The 17,219-nt window shown below is 35.0% G+C and carries 19 protein-coding genes and 1 tRNA gene; 15 read left to right on the top strand and 5 right to left on the bottom strand.

Annotated elements, in window-relative coordinates; genetic code table 11:
• The coding region (locus tag UC75_RS21930; RefSeq protein WP_228137413.1) for an NAD(P)H-dependent oxidoreductase at positions 1-407 on the bottom strand (407 nt) is incomplete at its 3' end.
• Between the two features lie 156 nt (positions 408-563).
• Between UC75_RS21930 and UC75_RS15100 the strand changes: the two genes are divergently transcribed.
• Positions 564-1,589, top strand: coding sequence for an AraC family transcriptional regulator (locus UC75_RS15100; protein WP_049838057.1), 1,026 nt, complete (start codon positions 564-566; stop codon positions 1,587-1,589).
• Between the two features lie 48 nt (positions 1,590-1,637).
• On the opposite strand, the gene UC75_RS15095 is transcribed toward UC75_RS15100, so the two are convergent.
• Both UC75_RS15095 and UC75_RS15090 read right to left on the bottom strand, forming a co-directional pair.
• Positions 1,638-2,630: a fatty acid desaturase family protein gene (locus tag UC75_RS15095; protein WP_049838056.1), complete on the bottom strand. Its 993-nt coding sequence runs from the start codon at positions 2,628-2,630 to the stop codon at positions 1,638-1,640.
• A gap of 105 nt (positions 2,631-2,735) precedes the next feature.
• Entirely contained in the window at positions 2,736-3,536 is an 801-nt protein-coding gene (locus UC75_RS15090; RefSeq protein WP_049838055.1) for a PaaX family transcriptional regulator C-terminal domain-containing protein, read from the bottom strand.
• Between the two features lie 347 nt (positions 3,537-3,883).
• On the opposite strand from UC75_RS15090, the gene UC75_RS15085 reads away from it, so the two are divergent.
• The 11 genes from UC75_RS15085 (at position 3,884) to UC75_RS15025 (ending at position 12,058) form a co-directional block, all read left to right on the top strand.
• Positions 3,884-4,702, top strand: a complete 819-nt coding sequence (locus UC75_RS15085; RefSeq protein WP_016137097.1) for an undecaprenyl-diphosphate phosphatase — start codon at positions 3,884-3,886, stop codon at positions 4,700-4,702.
• 157 nt (positions 4,703-4,859) lie between these two features.
• Complete coding sequence (locus tag UC75_RS15080) at positions 4,860-5,759, top strand: AraC family transcriptional regulator (protein ID WP_049838054.1); 900 nt, start codon at positions 4,860-4,862, stop codon at positions 5,757-5,759.
• 32 nt (positions 5,760-5,791) lie between these two features.
• A complete protein-coding gene (locus tag UC75_RS15075; RefSeq protein ID WP_128825309.1) occupies positions 5,792-6,802 on the top strand; it encodes an NAD(P)H-quinone oxidoreductase in 1,011 nt (336 codons plus the stop codon).
• Positions 6,803-7,010: 208 nt separating this feature from the next.
• The gene (gene hchA, locus UC75_RS15070; protein WP_013196940.1) at positions 7,011-7,886 is read left to right on the top strand and encodes a glyoxalase III HchA; all 876 of its coding nucleotides are present in this window, start codon (positions 7,011-7,013) and stop codon (positions 7,884-7,886) included.
• Positions 7,887-8,022: 136 nt separating this feature from the next.
• On the top strand, positions 8,023-8,532 hold the full coding sequence (locus UC75_RS15065) for a hypothetical protein (protein ID WP_049838052.1): 510 nt from the start codon (positions 8,023-8,025) through the stop codon (positions 8,530-8,532).
• A 35-nt stretch (positions 8,533-8,567) separates the two neighbouring features.
• Positions 8,568-8,756: a hypothetical protein gene (locus tag UC75_RS15060; protein ID WP_049838051.1), complete on the top strand. Its 189-nt coding sequence runs from the start codon at positions 8,568-8,570 to the stop codon at positions 8,754-8,756.
• The gene (locus UC75_RS15055; protein WP_049838050.1) at positions 8,753-9,040 is read left to right on the top strand and encodes a hypothetical protein; all 288 of its coding nucleotides are present in this window, start codon (positions 8,753-8,755) and stop codon (positions 9,038-9,040) included. The genes UC75_RS15060 and UC75_RS15055 overlap by 4 nt, the downstream gene beginning before the upstream one ends.
• A 460-nt stretch (positions 9,041-9,500) precedes the next feature.
• The gene (locus UC75_RS15045; RefSeq protein WP_228137412.1) at positions 9,501-9,785 is read left to right on the top strand and encodes a hypothetical protein; all 285 of its coding nucleotides are present in this window, start codon (positions 9,501-9,503) and stop codon (positions 9,783-9,785) included.
• A 348-nt stretch (positions 9,786-10,133) separates the two neighbouring features.
• Entirely contained in the window at positions 10,134-10,445 is a 312-nt protein-coding gene (locus UC75_RS15040) for a hypothetical protein (RefSeq protein WP_049838048.1), read from the top strand.
• Positions 10,446-10,722: 277 nt separating this feature from the next.
• A complete protein-coding gene (locus tag UC75_RS15035) occupies positions 10,723-11,154 on the top strand; it encodes a hypothetical protein (RefSeq protein WP_049838047.1) in 432 nt (143 codons plus the stop codon).
• A gap of 610 nt (positions 11,155-11,764) precedes the next feature.
• Positions 11,765-12,058 carry a hypothetical protein gene (locus UC75_RS15025; RefSeq protein ID WP_049838046.1) on the top strand — a complete coding sequence of 98 codons (294 nt, stop codon included), beginning with the start codon at positions 11,765-11,767 and terminating at the stop codon, positions 12,056-12,058.
• Positions 12,059-12,413: 355 nt separating this feature from the next.
• Here the strand turns inward: UC75_RS15025 and UC75_RS15020 are convergent.
• Positions 12,414-12,486 (bottom strand) — tRNA-Arg (locus UC75_RS15020).
• A 310-nt stretch (positions 12,487-12,796) separates the two neighbouring features.
• Between UC75_RS15020 and UC75_RS15015 the strand changes: the two genes are divergently transcribed.
• Positions 12,797-13,051 (top strand): TIGR03643 family protein, encoded by a 255-nt coding sequence (locus UC75_RS15015; protein ID WP_003655360.1) that lies wholly within the window; start codon positions 12,797-12,799, stop codon positions 13,049-13,051.
• A gap of 116 nt (positions 13,052-13,167) precedes the next feature.
• Here the strand turns inward: UC75_RS15015 and UC75_RS15010 are convergent, their stop codons facing one another.
• Positions 13,168-14,523: an amino acid permease gene (locus tag UC75_RS15010; protein ID WP_049838045.1), complete on the bottom strand. Its 1,356-nt coding sequence runs from the start codon at positions 14,521-14,523 to the stop codon at positions 13,168-13,170.
• A 380-nt stretch (positions 14,524-14,903) separates the two neighbouring features.
• Between UC75_RS15010 and prpF the strand changes: the two genes are divergently transcribed.
• Positions 14,904-16,091 carry a 2-methylaconitate cis-trans isomerase PrpF gene (prpF, locus tag UC75_RS15005; RefSeq protein WP_049838044.1) on the top strand — a complete coding sequence of 396 codons (1,188 nt, stop codon included), beginning with the start codon at positions 14,904-14,906 and terminating at the stop codon, positions 16,089-16,091.
• Positions 16,092-16,253: 162 nt separating this feature from the next.
• Entirely contained in the window at positions 16,254-17,165 is a 912-nt protein-coding gene (locus UC75_RS15000) for a polyprenyl synthetase family protein (protein WP_049838043.1), read from the top strand.
• The last annotated feature ends 54 nt before the right edge of the window (positions 17,166-17,219 follow it).

The following is a 17,219-nucleotide window of genomic DNA, read 5'->3' as shown; positions in this document are numbered from 1 at the left end:
CCTGCCATGCCGCCGTGGTTATAAAACCGCTTACCGCCATAAAACAAGCCAGAGACGAACACACGATCAATCCAGCCCTTTAAAATTGCTGGAACAGATGTCCAATAAAGTGGGAAATTTAAAATAACTAAATCAGCTTTTTTTACTTTTTCAATTTCTGCTTGAATATCTGGAGCTAGAAGTTGATTTTTGCTGGCATTTCTTTGTTCGAGGGCATAGTTAAAATAATCAGGTTGGTTAAGCTCTAGGAAATCCTCTTTGGACGCAACAGGGTTAAATTGCATCGTATATAAATCTGAAATCTCTACTGTGTGCCCCAATTTTTCTAAGGTTTGTTTAGCTGTACTTTTTAGAGCAGCAGTAAAAGACTGTGGTTCTGGATGAGCATGGACAATCAGAATGTTCATAAGGTGACCTGTATTCTTTTCAGAAATTGTGCTGTCTAGTGCAATTCAGCGGATTTTGTTTTGAATAACTATGCATCAATTTAAAAGCATGGCATAGTTCATGAACTGACAGTTTTTACCATTTCGCGCCATTTTATTTTGCTCAATGGGTTGCTCATGAATCCAGAATTACCCGGAACTTATATTAATTTAATCGTCGAGACTGTTAAGCGGTGGGGTGTCTCTGGTGAGCAACTTTTAGATGGAAGTGGAATAACCTTAGATCAATTAAAAAAGCCCTACTGGTATGTTGAGTTCAACATCTTAAATGAGCTTATTGAACGGGCCATCGAGTTATGCAAAGAGCCAGCATTAGCTGGGTATTTAGCTTTAAACATGACAGCTTCATGTTATGGTTCAGTCGGAATGGCCGCCATAGTTTCTCCAAACTTAGGGGAAGCGCTGAAAATTCTTGAACAGTTCATTGGCTCACGTTGTAAGGTCTTTAAACCGGAATTAAAACAAGAAAATAATGACGCATGTTGGTCAATTCATCAGCCCGTTAATACATTTCAGTTGAGCTCAAATGCCAACATTTTTTTGTTAGTTGGTTTTGTTCAAATTGCAAAAAAATTAACAGGACTTTCTCATTTAGGAAAAGTTGAATTACAAATGCAAGAACCGATAGGTTTTTCACAAATAGGTCATAAACTGGCTGTCACTTGTTTATTTAATCAAAAGTGTAATCGTTGGATATTTCCAAAAGAGTATTTAGCACAGCCTGTATTAACGGCGGACCCAATGCTAGCGCCGTTGTTAAATGCACAATGCAAGCGAGATATAGAGAAATTAAAGTTAAAAAGTGGCTGGAAAGGGCGAGTCAAACAAGTTGCTGAAAAATTGCTTTTGAATGGGGAGATTGAGGCATTGAAAGTCGGGCAAGTTGCTCAAATCATGAATATGTCAGAGCGAACCCTGCAACGCTATTTAGCTCTTGATCACACTAGTTTTACCTTTTTAGTAGACTCACTGAAAAAAGAGCAGGCCCAGAAACTTTTAGCTCAAAATAATATGTCGATTGAAAAAGTCGCTTTAATGCTAGGTTATGCCGATACTTCTCACTTTACCCGTGCATTTAAGCGCTGGATGGGTGTTACGCCTAAATATTTCCAAACCAAACATAAGATGGATGATTTAAGTTAAAAGGCCATAAATTTAAATTCATGGCCTTTGATTTATCATTTGAGTTAATTAAGTAGATTGTTCTGGCTTAGATGAGAGTGATTCAATTACTTCAAAATAGCTAGGTGGTGCTGGAACATGGCCTCGGTCTCTCAATAGGCGATGCATGCGCGGCAATTTGAAGTAGGGTACCGAAGCCATTAAATGGTGTTCCATGTGGTAATTGACATGAATAGGGGCCACAAAGCTTCTAGCAATCCAACCTGCACGTGTTGTACGGGTATTCGTTAAAGCGGTATTGCTCGTTTGCATCCCTGCGTGTTCGGCCATGGAGCGAATTCTTAAAAATAATGGGAAGGGTGTTAAATAAGCTAAAGGCCATAACCAATAAAACCGTTGTTGACCAAAAGCTTTTAAAACCCCATAAAGAGCTACATTGGTTGCAATAGCTCCGCTACTGTTTTTTATAAGACTTTCAGCATAGTCAATGAAGTCTTTATTACTTCGGTCTAGCCAGACTTGATCATTTGCAACCGTCCATTTCATTAAATCGAGATCCATTAACACTCGACCAAAGCTAAACTTTAATCCGGTCATACCCGTTAAGTCGCGTAAGAATTTACGAGCAAGAGATTTTTTACTAACAGGAAAACCAGAAACTAAAGAAAGGTCTGGGTCATCTGGAGTAGACGTTTTTGCATGATGACGAACATGATGTACGCGATATTTTTGTAGATCATTCCAGATCGGACGGGCGCATAGCCACTCACCGACAAAGTCATTTATTTTTTTATTTTTGAACAAGCTTTTATGCGATGCATCATGCATCAAAATCGCTAGGCATAACTGGCGACCAGCCAATATTGCTAAAGCAAGCATACAAGCAAGTAATTTGCCCCAGCTAGGTAAGTAATCCCACATCATGATTAAACTGGCAAATGTTCCGCCAATAACAGCCCACGTACTTGCAACAGCCCAAGCACCATATGCATCTGAGGGTTGTGTGAGTTCCTGTATTTCTTCTCTACTAAAGAGATCGGTCACACTGACTTGTGCATTCATTTTTATTCTCCCAAATCAGATTTTGGTATCCATATTTTATATTACTAATATAAACATAAAATTTTAAAATGTGTAATATTTGTTTGTAAAAAAATAAATCGCTCTTTAATGGGCTAATTCATTTTCATAAAGTTTCTGCCAAAGTTTTTGTCCAATCGAATCGAGCTGCTGTACATTCTGAGCAAACTGATTACGGGCATGTTCGTTAACAAATGGAGGGGGCAGCAGAGGATCGTTCATGAGTAAGGTAATCGTTTCACGTCCTAATAACAAAGCTTGGGTAGCAGCCTCATTTAAGGGTAAATTTTTATAATTCAAAAGCCATTCTTGGATATCTTGACTATACATCTCATAATTTTCTTCAAGCTGCTTGGTATCCCATAAAGAGGGAATTAACGAAACTGTTTTTGAGTCAAATTTTTGAATAATAGAAATTTTGGCTTCATTTTCAAGGCCAGCTAAAGTGAGTTCTTCACATGTTTTTTCAAAACTATAGGCTAAATTGTCTGGGCGTATATAAATACCAGTTTCGAACTCTCTAAAGCCAAATTGATGTAAAGCGTGTTCTCTCTTTTTTAAAGCAGTCCGATCTATACGCCCTAATGTCCCCGTAAATACTGCCAGATAATTCTGTTGCCATTCTTTGGTCTGTTTAATGCCATTTTTACGATTCAAAATGACTTTTGCCCAGTCTTTGGTGGATGGCGAAAGTTGATAAATGCCGCGCTCGACGCTTTCTATCATGCCTTCATTTAATAGCCGCGTCGTAGCAACACGAATACCGTTGTCACTCATATTAAAAAGTTTGGCTGCAATCAATATTTGTTTAATGGTGAGCTGAGGATAAGCTGAGGAAAGAAATAAATCGATAATAAGATGACGTGCATTAATTTTGGTATTTTTCATTCAGATAGAATTTTTGATATGAGTTGCATGTAAGAAAAATAATATCATGTTTTTGTAATGTCTTTTTAAGATCATTTTTAGAGTCAATAAGCGTAAAAATCTTTAGCTATAGAATGAGAAATTTGTAGTTCTTAACCAAGTTTATCTTTTTACGATAGTTAACCTAAGATTGTCATGATGATGTGATACATTATTCCCCTTTAAATAAACCGCCTTTTGCTAAGGGCAATAACCACAAATGCTAGAAATGATCTGATATTGGGCATGAACTAGGCCAAAATTATGGTTTATACATGATATAAAACAAATTTTTAGACTTTTCTGGTGATTAACTTTTTGAGCAAGTGATGGAAAATTTTGAAGTTATAAAAGCACTGTTTTTAGGCTTTGTCGAAGGCTTAACTGAATTTTTACCAATCTCGAGTACAGGCCATTTAATTTTATTTGGTCATATTATCGATTTCCATTCAGACGGCGGTCGTGTATTTGAGGTCGTAATCCAGTTAGGTGCTATTTTGGCAGTGTGCTGGTTATACCGACAAAAAATTGTTAACTTGATTAAAGGCTTCTTTAGTGGTGATGTGGAATCACGTCATTTTGCTATCAGTGTGCTTATTGCTTTCTTCCCAGCAGTTATTATTGGGGTTTTGGCAGTAGACTTTATTAAAAGTGTTTTATTCAGCCCAATTGTGGTGGCGATTGCTTTAATTGTCGGTGCTCTTATTATTTTCTGGGTTGAATCTAGACAATTTGAACATAAGACACTCGATGCAACCAAAATTACTTTTAAACAAGCGCTTTTAGTTGGACTTGCTCAGTGTGTTGCCATGATTCCGGGAACTTCACGTTCAGGCGCAACAATTGTAGGGGGAATGTTTGCGGGCTTATCACGTAAGGCTGCTACAGAATTCTCTTTCTTCCTTGCTATGCCAACCATGTTGGGTGCTGCAACTTTTGACTTGGTTAAAAATGCTGACGTACTGACTGCCGATAATATGATTAATATTGGGGTAGGTTTCGTTGCTGCTTTTATTGCTGCATTGTTTGTTGTAAAAGCATTGGTTCTGTTTGTAGAGCGTCATACCTTACGGGTATTTGCTTGGTATCGAATTGCACTCGGTGTAATCATTTTGATTGCAGCAATGTTCTTTAATTTATCGGCTTAAATAATCTGATGAAGTGAAAAACCTAGAATGTTCTAGGTTTTTTTATGCCTAAAAATTGATTTGAATTGCCTATTTATACAAAGTAAACGTAAGACAGATGTTTTCATTTTAGGTTCATTGTTATATTGATTATTAGATTACTTCTCACAATAAAATTATGCCGCAAAATCATCTTACAGAACATTTGGTCGATGCATTTTTGCACTTGGCTCCAGCAGAAGGTCTCTATCCTACTTTTATCTCTAACATCACTTTGATGCGTGTAGATCATTCCACACCACCTGTTGCTGTGCTGCAAGAACCCTCAATTGTTTTAGTGATACAGGGATTAAAGCGAGGATATATTGGTAAAGAAATCTTTCAATTTCAACAAGGGCAGTGCTTATTTATTTCAATTGCAATACCGTTTGATTGCGATACTGTTGTTGAAAATAATGAACCCATGTTAGCGATTGCAATAAAATTTGAACCACAAATGATGGCTGATCTCATTACTAAAATGGATAAACAGCAACAAGTGGTTACTGAAGAAGATGCTCATTCAGAAGATTTAAAATTAAGCTGTGGACTTAGAGTGATCGACATGAATGTCACCATTTCAGAGGTTGCTCTCAGATTACTCAATTTACTTCGCTCTAAACAAGATACTTTTATATTAGGTGAGCAAGTTAAAAGAGAATTGGTTTATCGTGTGGTGCAGGCCTCAGGTGGCAATCTAGTCGAGAGTTTGTCCGTTATAGCAAGTAGAAATGGCGTGATTTACACCATTTGTGAAATTATTCAGCGTGATTATTATCATAACTTAACGGTTCAAGAGCTGGCGAAACAAGCAGGCATGAGCATCTCGCTTTTTCATCAAACTTTTAAAAAGGTGACGAATTATTCGCCCTTACAGTACATCAAAATTACTCGGCTACATAAGGCTCGTGAGTTAATCATGAACAATAAAATGGGTGTAGCAGAAGCAGCCTATGAAGTGGGGTATGTCAGTGCTTCACAATTTAGCCGAGAATTTAAGCGACTGTTTGGCGTTCCACCCAAGTCCTCAATTATTTAACGTAGATTAGTATTTTGAAATATAAATCAAACATGGAGCATTTTATGACCCTTCCAACAACCATGAAAATTATTGAAATTACGGCTCCTGGTGGACCTGAGGTTCTAAAAGTTCAAGATGCTAGTCTTCCAGTACCTCAAGCAGATGAAGTCTTAATTGAGGTAAAGGCTGCTGGAATTAACCGTCCTGACGTTTTGCAGCGTATGGGATTATATCCAATGCCTAAAGGTGTTACTCAAATACCGGGACTTGAAGTCGCTGGTGTCGTGGTTTCTGTAGGTGAACAAGTCGATCAATTCAAGGTTGGTGATAAAGTTTGTGCTCTAACAAATGGCGGTGGTTATGCTGAGTACTGTGCGGTAACTGCAACTCAAGTATTGCCAATACCTGAAAATTTATCATTTACTCAAGCTGCTGCTATTCCGGAAACATTTTTTACGGTTTGGGCAAATTTATTTGATATTGGCCGTTTAAAGAAAGATGAAACCGCACTGATTCATGGTGGGGCAAGTGGTATTGGAACCACAGCTTTAGCGATTTGCCAAGCTTTAGGAATTAAAACTTTTGCGACCGTTGGTAGTGAAGATAAAGTTGAAGCACTCTCGAGTTTCACCACAGCAATTAACTATAAAACCCAAGATTTTGAGCAAGAAATTTTGAAACATACTCAAGACCAAGGTGTTGATGTTATTTTAGACATTGTGGGTGGTTCTTATTTCACGAAAAATTTAAATCTATTAAAACGTGATGGCCGACTTGTCATTATTGGTTTTATGGGTGGTCGAATCGCAAAAGAATTTGATTTACAAAAACTGATTTTAAAACGTGCCACAATTACGGGTTCAACGATGCGAGCACGTAATAGCCAAGAAAAAGCCGAGATTGCACAATCTTTGCATGAGCATGTATGGCCGCTCTTGGCACAAGGTAAATGTTTACCGCAAATCTATAAAACGTATGCTTTTTCAGATGTACAAAGTGCTCACTCATGTATGGAACAAGGTGATCATATTGGAAAGATCGTTTTAGAAATGAATGCGTAACGCTGTAATCATTAAAGTTTGGGTGAACGACAGGTTCGCCTAAACTGAATTTTATAATTCTAAATTCTGCCTATTTCTCTATAAAAATTGCCAAATTCTATTGGCAGATTGCACCAGTTCTATAACTTCACCTATAAATTGAGTAAGAAATAACAATTGGTTCTTACCTTATTATTTCTTTCCATACTGATGAAAAAGGATAGTAATAATGAATACCGCAAATATTGATGATAAAAATCCTACTCCAGATTTAGCTGAAGATAATGCCTTTTTCCCATCACCTTATTCACTAAGTCAATATACTGCTCCTAAAACCGATTACGACGGCACGACTTATTCAACGCCGTATGCGGGCAATAAAAAAGTTTTAATGATTGCAACTGATGAGCGTTACATCCAGATGCAAAACGGTAAGTTCTTTTCAACAGGTAACCATCCTGTAGAAATGCTTTTACCGATGTTTCATTTAGATAATGCAGGCTTTGAAATTGATGTTGCGACACTTTCAGGGAACCCTGCCAAACTTGAAATGTGGGCGATGCCAAAGCAAGAACAAGTTGTATTAGACACCTTCCAGAAATATGCAGATAAATTAAAAAATCCATTAAAGCTAACTGATATTTTAGAAAACGCAGTGGGGGAAAACTCACCATATGCGGCTGTATTTATTCCGGGTGGGCATGGCGTATTAGCTAAAATCCCACATAGCCTTGAGGTGAAAAAAGTTCTTAAATGGGCGGTTGAACAAGATAAATTTATTATTACATTATGTCATGGTCCAGCTTCATTACTTGCTGCGGCAGTAGATGAACAGCCAGAAAACTATATTTTTAAAGGCTATCAAATTTGTGTATTCCCTGATTCATTAGATAAAGGAGCAAATATTGATATTGGTTATATGCCTGGAGCTTTACCTTGGCTAGTAGGTGAAAACCTTGAAAAACTCGGTGTAGAAATTTTAAATAAGGGCATTACAGGTCAATGTCATAGAGACCGTAAATTGCTAACTGGTGATAGTCCGCTTGCTTCTAATAATTTAGGAAAACTTGCAGCTGAAACATTGTTGGCTGAAGTGAAGGATTAAGTAAACAGTTTTTATAGAAATAGGGCTTATATTTATTAAGTCCTATTTTTTTATAATAAATAATGTGTTAGGTGTAAATTTGAAATGATAAATGATGTAAAATCAGCATAATAAGTAAGAATAGGAGAATATTAAAATGATAAAAATAGAAGATATAAATCTACTTGAGCAAGGGTATAAGTTGGTATTTGATTTAAGGTCATCTTCTTCAATATTGATGGATGAAAATTATATCAAAAATATACAGCAAACTACGTTGGATAAGGGAACAACTATGGGTCTTAAGGGCGACAATGGTTTATATGCAACAGCTGAATGGTGGGGAAATATCAAAAATGGCAATATAGAAACTTATTGTGTGAAAGGAGTAATAGTTGGGATTAATGAGGAAAATCCTTTTTTAGAGGAGAATACAATGATTACAATTAAAGTAAATGGAACGAATAAAGAAATTTTTCAAGATATAGTTTTTACGAGTGAAAGAGAAAAAACTATTAATGAAGAGCTTTACAAAGCTGGAAATGAGATAGTATCCATTTATATTCTTGATAAATTAAAAGAGGAAGATACTTGGAATTGGATAGTAGAAGAGAAATTGGGTGTTTCTCCATTACTTAATAGAGTTTACATTAAGGGTGGAGGTTAAAATTATTTTATATTAATGGATTGTGGGATTTTAATATGGGTGAGGATGAAATTAATATTGTAGCCTATAATTATGTGGGTTATATTAAATTAAATAAAGATATTATTTTTCCTGCTGATGGTAATGAAAATGATATTATTTATAACCAAAGTGGAGTTAATAGGAGAGTTTTTCGGGATACGTTAGCTTTCCCGAAGTTGAAAAGAATACTTTATTTTATATGAAAGCTTTTTTACTTACTCTTACTGTAGATATACCTTGTAAGGAAGAAATTCATTCTTTAATTAAAATATTTTCATATTGTGAAAAACACTCTTCATTAATTGAAAAATTATCATTAGGGTTGAAATCTAATTCAAAAGGTTTTGTTTTTAATGGGCTTAAAGAAATAATAGGTGATTTTTACTTGTTAGAAAAAATTGATGACTTATTTTTCTATGATGGGAGAGAGGAATCGTACAATAATTTTTTGAAAATTATAAATAATTTAGATGGTTATAAAATATAAAATAGATAAGGATTAAATAAAATGATAGAGAATTGCGCATTGATTAATCAAGGATGTAAATAGATGTTTGAATGTGGTAGTAAGTATCACTGAATATAAAGTTTAAGATTAAGGGCTTCTCACATGAAATTAAAGAAAATTTACTTTTATCTGCTTGAAAGGCATAAGAAAAAGATAGTTTTTTTAATTTTATTTTTTACTTTAGTGAGTGTTTCCATTCAAGTTAAAGTGGGTTTGATTGACTATGGATACTTTTTTGTCATTTTCCTGAGTTGCTATGCTTGTATATATATGTGGTGCAATGGAATATTTGCAGAAACTTTACCAATCACTGAATCGAGTAATAATGGAGAAGTCATAGCGAGGTGGATGATGATTTTTTCAAGTACATTTTTTCATGTTTATTTTTTAATTAATCCATTGTTAAATAAATAGTTTTTGTAAATAATGAAGTGTTAATATGAATAAACTAGATTTAAGTGTTAAGGTGGTTCAGAGCAGGGATTCGTTAGAGATAAATCATATCGCCTTTGAAAATTCAGCCTTTATATGGCTTCGGGATAAATCAGATTTAAAGTTATTCGTTGATCAAGGCGCCTTACTTGTACCATCTGAATTAGAAAAATCTATTTACTCTTCTGGATTTTATCTAATATTTACAGATGTCTCTGGTATAGCTGATGATGGCGGTTGGGATTATATCAAGGTTACTCATGAGAACAACCTAGTTTACTGGGAAGTGTAATTTAATAATGGCTGGGTTGAGTTAGTTTTTGACCTAACTGTGTATCAAAAAGAGCTTTTTGAAACTATGAATCAACTAAAAATATTGCCACCAAATATTATTGTACAGCCTAGTCAGATTATATTTCCAGAATAATAGTAAATTAAATCTGGGCATCTACCCAGTTTTTAGTTATTAACAATATGTATAAAGGTTAATTGGGAAATTATAGTAAATATATAGGCTATAACTAAATTTTTAAATTGTTAAGGTAAATTGTGATCAAGAATATTTAATAAATATAAATAGATGTTTGAATATGGTAATAAGTATCACTGAATATAAATTTTAAGATTAAGGGCTTCTTATATGAAATTAAAGAAAATTTACTTTTATCTGCTTAAAAGGCATAAAAAAGAGATAATTTTTTTAATTTTATTTTTAACTTTATTAAGTATTTTTATGCAAGTTAAGATGGGATTAATTGACTATGGATACTTTTTTGCTAGTTTTTTAAGTTGTTATGTTTGTATCTCTACTTGGTGTAATGGATTATTTTCTGAAACTTTTCCCATTACAGAATCAAGTACTAATGGAGAGGTTATAGGGAGATGGATGATAATTTTTTCAAGTACATTTTTTCATTTTTATATGATGCTTAATCCATTATTAGGTAAATAATTTTAATAAAGGATGAATTGTTAATATGAATAAATTAGATTTGAGTCTTAAGGTGGTTCAGGACAAAGATTCGTTAGAGCTAAGTCATATCGCCTTTGAAAATTCAGCCTTTATATGGGCTAAGGATAAATCTGATTTAATATTTATGATTTTCAGTATGTTAATAATAAGCCATTTTTTTATATAATATTGAACAGCAAGGTGATTTTTCTGTAGGAATATTTAGAGGTAGATTGCCTAACATTATAAAAAAACGTTGTGCTGGAGGCAGCTGGTAATGGGGAATTTGTATAGCTTACTATTTATACCAGTGTTAGTAGCATGCTCTGGTACAGTTGATTTACTTGTTTCGGGTAATGCTAATAATGGAATTATATTTCAGCTATCTAAAAGTGATGCCAAAAAGCTTGATAGTGGTTTTCGATTTTATGTGATGGATAATAGTACTGTTCCTGCTGGTACGTTGAAAGAAACAGTATGGGAGATTACGATAAGCAGGGAAATAAGTTGGTTTAATTTTAAAAATGATTATGCCTATAAATGGACTTATGGAGTTAAACCAAGTGGATTTAAAGAGATTGTAAAACCCAAGCAGCTAAAGTTAAATACTCAATATTATTATTCGATTGATGGTGGGGCAGGCTATCATGGTTCAGGTTGTTTTTATTTAAATGAGAACAAAATGGTTGTAAATATTAAGAGCTGTTGAATCGGGTATTGTTCAGAACTCTGGTCTTATAATTTATCATCTATAGGCATCACTGCGCTATGCTTGTGCTTATGGGTTAATATAATGTGGGAACTAACCAGTTCTAAATTTTTATATAAAAAGATGTGAAATAAAAGCATTTTTAAAATAAAGTTATGAGGTTTTATTTGTATAAAGGAAATAATATGAGGCCTTTTTTAGTATGTTTGATTGTTTTTCTTAGTGGTTGTAGAGCTGTAGAAATTAATAAGGAGTATTATTTTTAGCAAGGTTTTAATGCATCAACTGTTGTAAATCTAACTAATTATGTCTATATAATTAAAGAGTTACAAAAATATGAAAATGTGGATATATATATTCCTTTATTGCTTGTTGCGCAAGATATGAAGAGGATATCAGAAAAAGATTTAACTCTTTATGATAAAAAGAATTTATGTCAAGTTAAATATTTTATAGATAATAGATATTTAAATGATCAAAGAAAGATTCAAAAAGATCTCTTGGAAACTAAAAAATGGCTTTTAAATCTAAATTACTGTGGTTAAATTTATATATGAAAGTTTAAAATTGGAACAGTGTCTTAAGAGTATTTTAATATTAAAGGAACTGTATGAAAAATTATATTATAAATTTATCTGATGACTTTTGTGAATATGCTTGGGAAATTGAGTTGAAGGGATGTCTTGAGGTAGATATACAGATATTTGATAAACTATATACATTTAATTTTTATGATCCTATTAGATTGAAACAAACTATTGAAGATGATTTGAGATCAAATCAATATTTTTTTTATGAAAATATGGTTGTATTGCCAAAAGTAAATTTAAGGAATATTGAAAAATTTATAGAAGGTATAATTAATACTCCTTATCTATTATCTTTTTCTACAAAAATAATTTAATAAAAGGATAAGAGGTAGGAAGTGAAAGAAACTTATCTTTTAATATATACAAGATATAAATTCCTAATATTTTCTGTATATACATTAATTTCTGCTTTTGGATTATTTTTGCAATATATCAACGAAGTTTTATCTATATCTTCTGTTTTAGTTATATTTTCATCAACTTTTTTTTGCTTATATGCTTGGTTTAATGGAGCTTTTACCTTTGTATTTGCTATAGATGTTAATAGTAGTACAGGCGAGGTTTATAGAAGATGGTGTGTAATTCTTTTTAGCTCTTTGTTCTATGTGTATACTTTAATTGATCCTTTTCTATAATCATTACTAGCATATCTATTTGGTAGATTATATGTGCGCCCTGCGGGACTCGAACCCACGTCGGTCGCTTAGGAGGCAACTGCTCTATCCAGTTAAGCTAAGGGCGCATAATTTTATGATTATAAACAAAAAAGCTATTGCGAAGGCAATGGCTTTTTTACGTTTTAGTTATTAAAACTTTTGCCATAGTGGGCAATAAAGATAAAGTTGAATCATTCAACGGTTTCGAACACTTATGACTTGTAGACAAACAGTTTAGAAAGCTAAAAAATCACAAAAAATTCATGTTGATCTTTCTATGATCTGAAGCAAAACACGAAAAGGTTTGAGGCAAGCAATCGGGTAGGTGAAGTTATTCCTAGAAGGTTGTTTGTTAAAAATCAGATTTGGCTATCATATAATTCAAAAGGGCATAACATGAAAAAAATTGATGAACAGGACTTATCTAGAATTATTGAAATGGCATGGGAAGATCGCACTCCATTTGAAGCAATTGAGCGAGAATATGGCTTAAGTGAAAGCGAAGTGATTCGTTTAATGAGATACAACCTGAAAACCAATAGTTTTAAGCTATGGCGCAAACGTATGGCAGGGCGTAAAACTAAGCATCAGCAATTACGTTCACCAGAAATTGAACGGGCTTACTGTTCTCGTCAGTATAAATATGCATAACATCTAATTTTATTGTCGATGAAATTTTAATTTTATAGCGCTTAATTTTCTGATTATGAACTAAAAAGCCCCTATCGAAATAGGGGCTTTTTAGTGTTTAGGTACGAAATATAATATTATTGTTTTTTAGAATTCAATAATTTAAATAGTACAAACATGAGAACGATCCAGATAGGAATCATCATCACAGATTCTTTGAACCCTTGGCTCCACATAATGTAGAGAACAACTGCAATAAAGCCTAAAACCAAATAGTTACTAAATGGTGCCCAAAGTGCAGGGAAGTGAGTTGTTTCACCTTTTGCTTTCATTGCTGATCTAAATTTGAGGTGAGTCAAACTAATCATTGCCCAGTTCAATACTAATGCACCAACGACGATATACATTAAGTGACTTAATGCATCTTCGGGTACAAAGTAGTTCAACAGTACACAACCAAAAATTAATAATGCAGAAAGTAATACGGCTGGAACAGGTACACCTTGTTTGTTTACTTTTTTGAAAACTTTTGGAGCATTACCTTGTTGAGCTAGACCGTATAACATACGGCTGTTTGCAAACATACCACTGTTATAAACAGATAATGCAGCAGTTAAAATAATAAAGTTAAGAAGATGTGCAGCCCAACCAATTCCCATTTGGCTAAAAATCATGACGAATGGGCTTTTGTCGAGACCACCAAGATCTAACTGGTTCCATGGTACTAATGAAAGCAAAATTGTTAGTGAACCGATATAGAAAATCAATATACGGAAAACAACTTGGTTGATTGCTTTTGGAATAGTTTTTTTCGGATCTTTTGCTTCTGCTGCTGCCATACCAATTAGCTCAATGCCGCCAAAAGCGAACATTAAGAAAGCTAACATATAGAACAGACCACTAAAGCCATTTGGAAAAAATCCACCATGTGTCCACAGGTTACTAAATGAAATGCTTGAACCCACATCTGCTGTAAACAACAAATAAAGGCCAAAAATAATCATCGAGATGACCGCAGTTACTTTAATAATGGCGAGCCAAAATTCAGATTCACCATAAAATTTAACATTGGTTAAGTTTACGGCTGTAATAACGACAAAGAAAAATAAGACAGAAGTCCACGCTGGAATATGAGGCCACCAATAATTAATATATTTGGCAACAGCGGTGAGTTCACTCATCGCAACCAGAACATAGAGTATCCAATAATTCCATCCAGCTAAAAATCCGGGAAATTTCCCCCAATATTTATAAGCAAAATGGCTGAACGATCCTGCAACAGGTTCTTCAACAATCATTTCTCCCAAGTGGCGCATAATCAAAAACGCGATTAAGCCACCAATGGCATATCCTAAAATAATGGATGGTCCCGCAGATTGAATCACTTGCGCCGAGCCTAAAAATAATCCGGTACCAATTGCTCCACCCATAGCAATTAATTGGATATGTCGATTTTTTAGTCCTCGTTGCAGTGTAGAAGATTCGTTGGTCAAAGGTCTTCACTCACAATGAATAAGTAAATTATTCTAATAGATGGAGTTATTTTAGCCTAGACTACAAATTAATAAGCTGTGACTGAAAAGTAATATTAAAATATATTTAAAATCATTGGTTTACTTTTAATATTTCAATATAGAGTGAAAAGTGCTCTAAAAAATATAATTTCATATAGACTTTTTTTCTTAGATTTTGCTTAGATTAAGTCATTGCAAGCATATTGCTAAATTCTCAAAATAAGCCTGCGTCAATACGATTGATGTATAAAAGCATAACGCTATCTCTAGATCACAAAACGATTTAAGATGAAGCGGATGACTAAACAAGTCTGTTTGTTTCGAGATATAAAAACACAATAGTAAGGATAACAGTTGATATGAGCTCAGTACCGCAAATTAAAATTCCAGCAACTTACATGCGTGGTGGAACCAGTAAAGGTGTATTTTTTAAACTTGATGATTTGCCGGAAAGAGCTCAGGTGGCAGGTCAAGCAAGAGATCAACTCTTACTACGTGTCATTGGTAGCCCAGATCCTTATGGTAAACAAATTGATGGGATGGGTGGTGCAACATCAAGTACCAGTAAAACCGTTATTCTCGCTAAAAGTTCTCAGCCAGATCATGATGTCGACTATTTGTTTGGACAGGTTTCAATAGATCAGGCATTTGTGGACTGGAGCGGTAACTGTGGTAATTTAACAGCTGCGGTTGGCTCATTTGCGATTTCAAATGGTTTGGTTGATGCAGACCGTATTCCAGAAAATGGTCTATGCACGGTTCGAATCTGGCAAAAAAATATTCAAAAAACCATTATTGCTCATGTGCCTATTACCAATGGTCAAGTTCAAGAAACCGGAGACTTTGAACTGGATGGGGTGACTTTCCCTGCCGCTGAAGTTCAAATTGAGTTCTTAGACCCAGCCGATGATGGTGAAGAGGGCGGTGATATGTTCCCGACAGGAAACGTCGTTGATGAATTAGATGTACCTGATATTGGTCGTTTCCAAGCGACTTTTATTAATGCCGGAATTCCAACCATTTTCTTAAATGCAGAAGATTTGGGTTACCAAGGTACAGAATTACAAGATCATATTAATAGTGATGCAACTGCGCTGGCACGTTTTGAAAAAATTCGTGCGTATGGTGCGGTACAGATGGGTTTAATTAAAGATATTTCAGAAGCGGCTGCACGTCAGCACACACCAAAAATTGCTTTTGTTTCTAAACCTAAAAACTACACCGCTTCAAGTGGTAAGTCAGTTTCAGAGAGTGATGTCGATTTACTGGTTCGCGCTTTGTCGATGGGTAAATTACACCATGCAATGATGGGAACTGCAGCAGTTGCGATTGGTACTGCGGCTGCCATTCCGGGAACGTTAGTAAACCTTGCTGCTGGTGGTGGCGAACGTGAAGCGGTACGTTTTGGTCATCCATCTGGAACATTACGTGTTGGTGCTCAAGCGGAACTTATTAACGATCAATGGGTCGTGAAAAAAGCCATTATGAGCCGTAGTGCACGTGTGTTAATGGAAGGCTGGGTACGCGTCCCAGGTGACAGCTTCTAAAAGTCGTTAAGTAAGAAAAAGCCTCTCAATCATGTAGAGGCTTTTTTACAGTTGCCTTCAAAAACTCATCACGCACTTTTCACAGTGAATCGTGTATGATGTAGCGCATGAATGCTTCATTACATTCAATAAAATTTCTCTACTGATTTTATCGAGGCGACTGTGTCATCACTCTCTCAAGTTAATGCGGATGTTTTAAAACAAGCTCAACAACGTATTCAACAAGATTTATTGACGACACTGGCCGCGTTCTCAATTCCAGAGCCCTTAAAAAGTGCAGTACACCATGCAGTCATGCTTGGTGGAAAACGTGTGCGTCCGGCTTTGTGTTATGCCACCGCTTCTTTACAACCAAATCCAAATTTTGCTGCTGCTCGTCGTGCGGCGGTTGCTGTAGAGTTAATTCATTGTTATTCGCTAGCGCACGATGACTTGCCTTGTATGGATAATGATTTATTGCGCCGTGGTCAGCCGACATGTCATGTTGCATTTGGTGAAGATACTGCTTTACTCGCAGGCGATATTTTACAATCAATGGCTTTTGAAGTTTTAGGAAGCCGTTTGTTCGATGAACAAGGGCAGGGTACTGATGCTGCAATTGTATTAAAACAAATTCAAATTTTAGCAACAGCCACCTCTAAAATGGTTTGTGGGCAAGTATTAGACCTACAAGCTGAAGCTAAGCAAATTGCTCAAGACGAACTTGAAAATATTCATCGTAATAAAACTGGTGCGCTTATTCAGGCTGCAATTATGATGGGTGCAGTCACTATCTTTTCTGGAACAGATCAAGCAATTCCAAAATTGCGCCAATATGGGCAGACCATTGGACTAGCTTTTCAAGTGTTAGATGATATTCTCGATATTACTTCGAGTACCGAAGCTTTGGGCAAAACTGCTGGTAAAGATGAGCAAGTTCAAAAATCGACATATCCAGCTTTAATGGGGCTCGAACAAGCACAGATCTATGCTAAAGAATTGCATGATCAAGCTTTTGAAGCCCTAGCTTATTTTGGTGAAAATGCAAAAGAATTAGTAGATATCTCACAATTCCTTTTAGCACGTACTAACTAATAAAAAATCAAATCAATAATCCTGCTTATATTCATATTCAATGAATAAAGGAGA

Origin of the sequence: Acinetobacter sp. V2 (assembly GCF_001188385.1) — a bacterium.
Taxonomy (GTDB): domain Bacteria; phylum Pseudomonadota; class Gammaproteobacteria; order Pseudomonadales; family Moraxellaceae; genus Acinetobacter; species Acinetobacter oleivorans.
The sequence above is the reverse complement of the archived record's forward strand: the minus strand, read 5'-3'. Positions and strand labels throughout refer to the sequence as shown.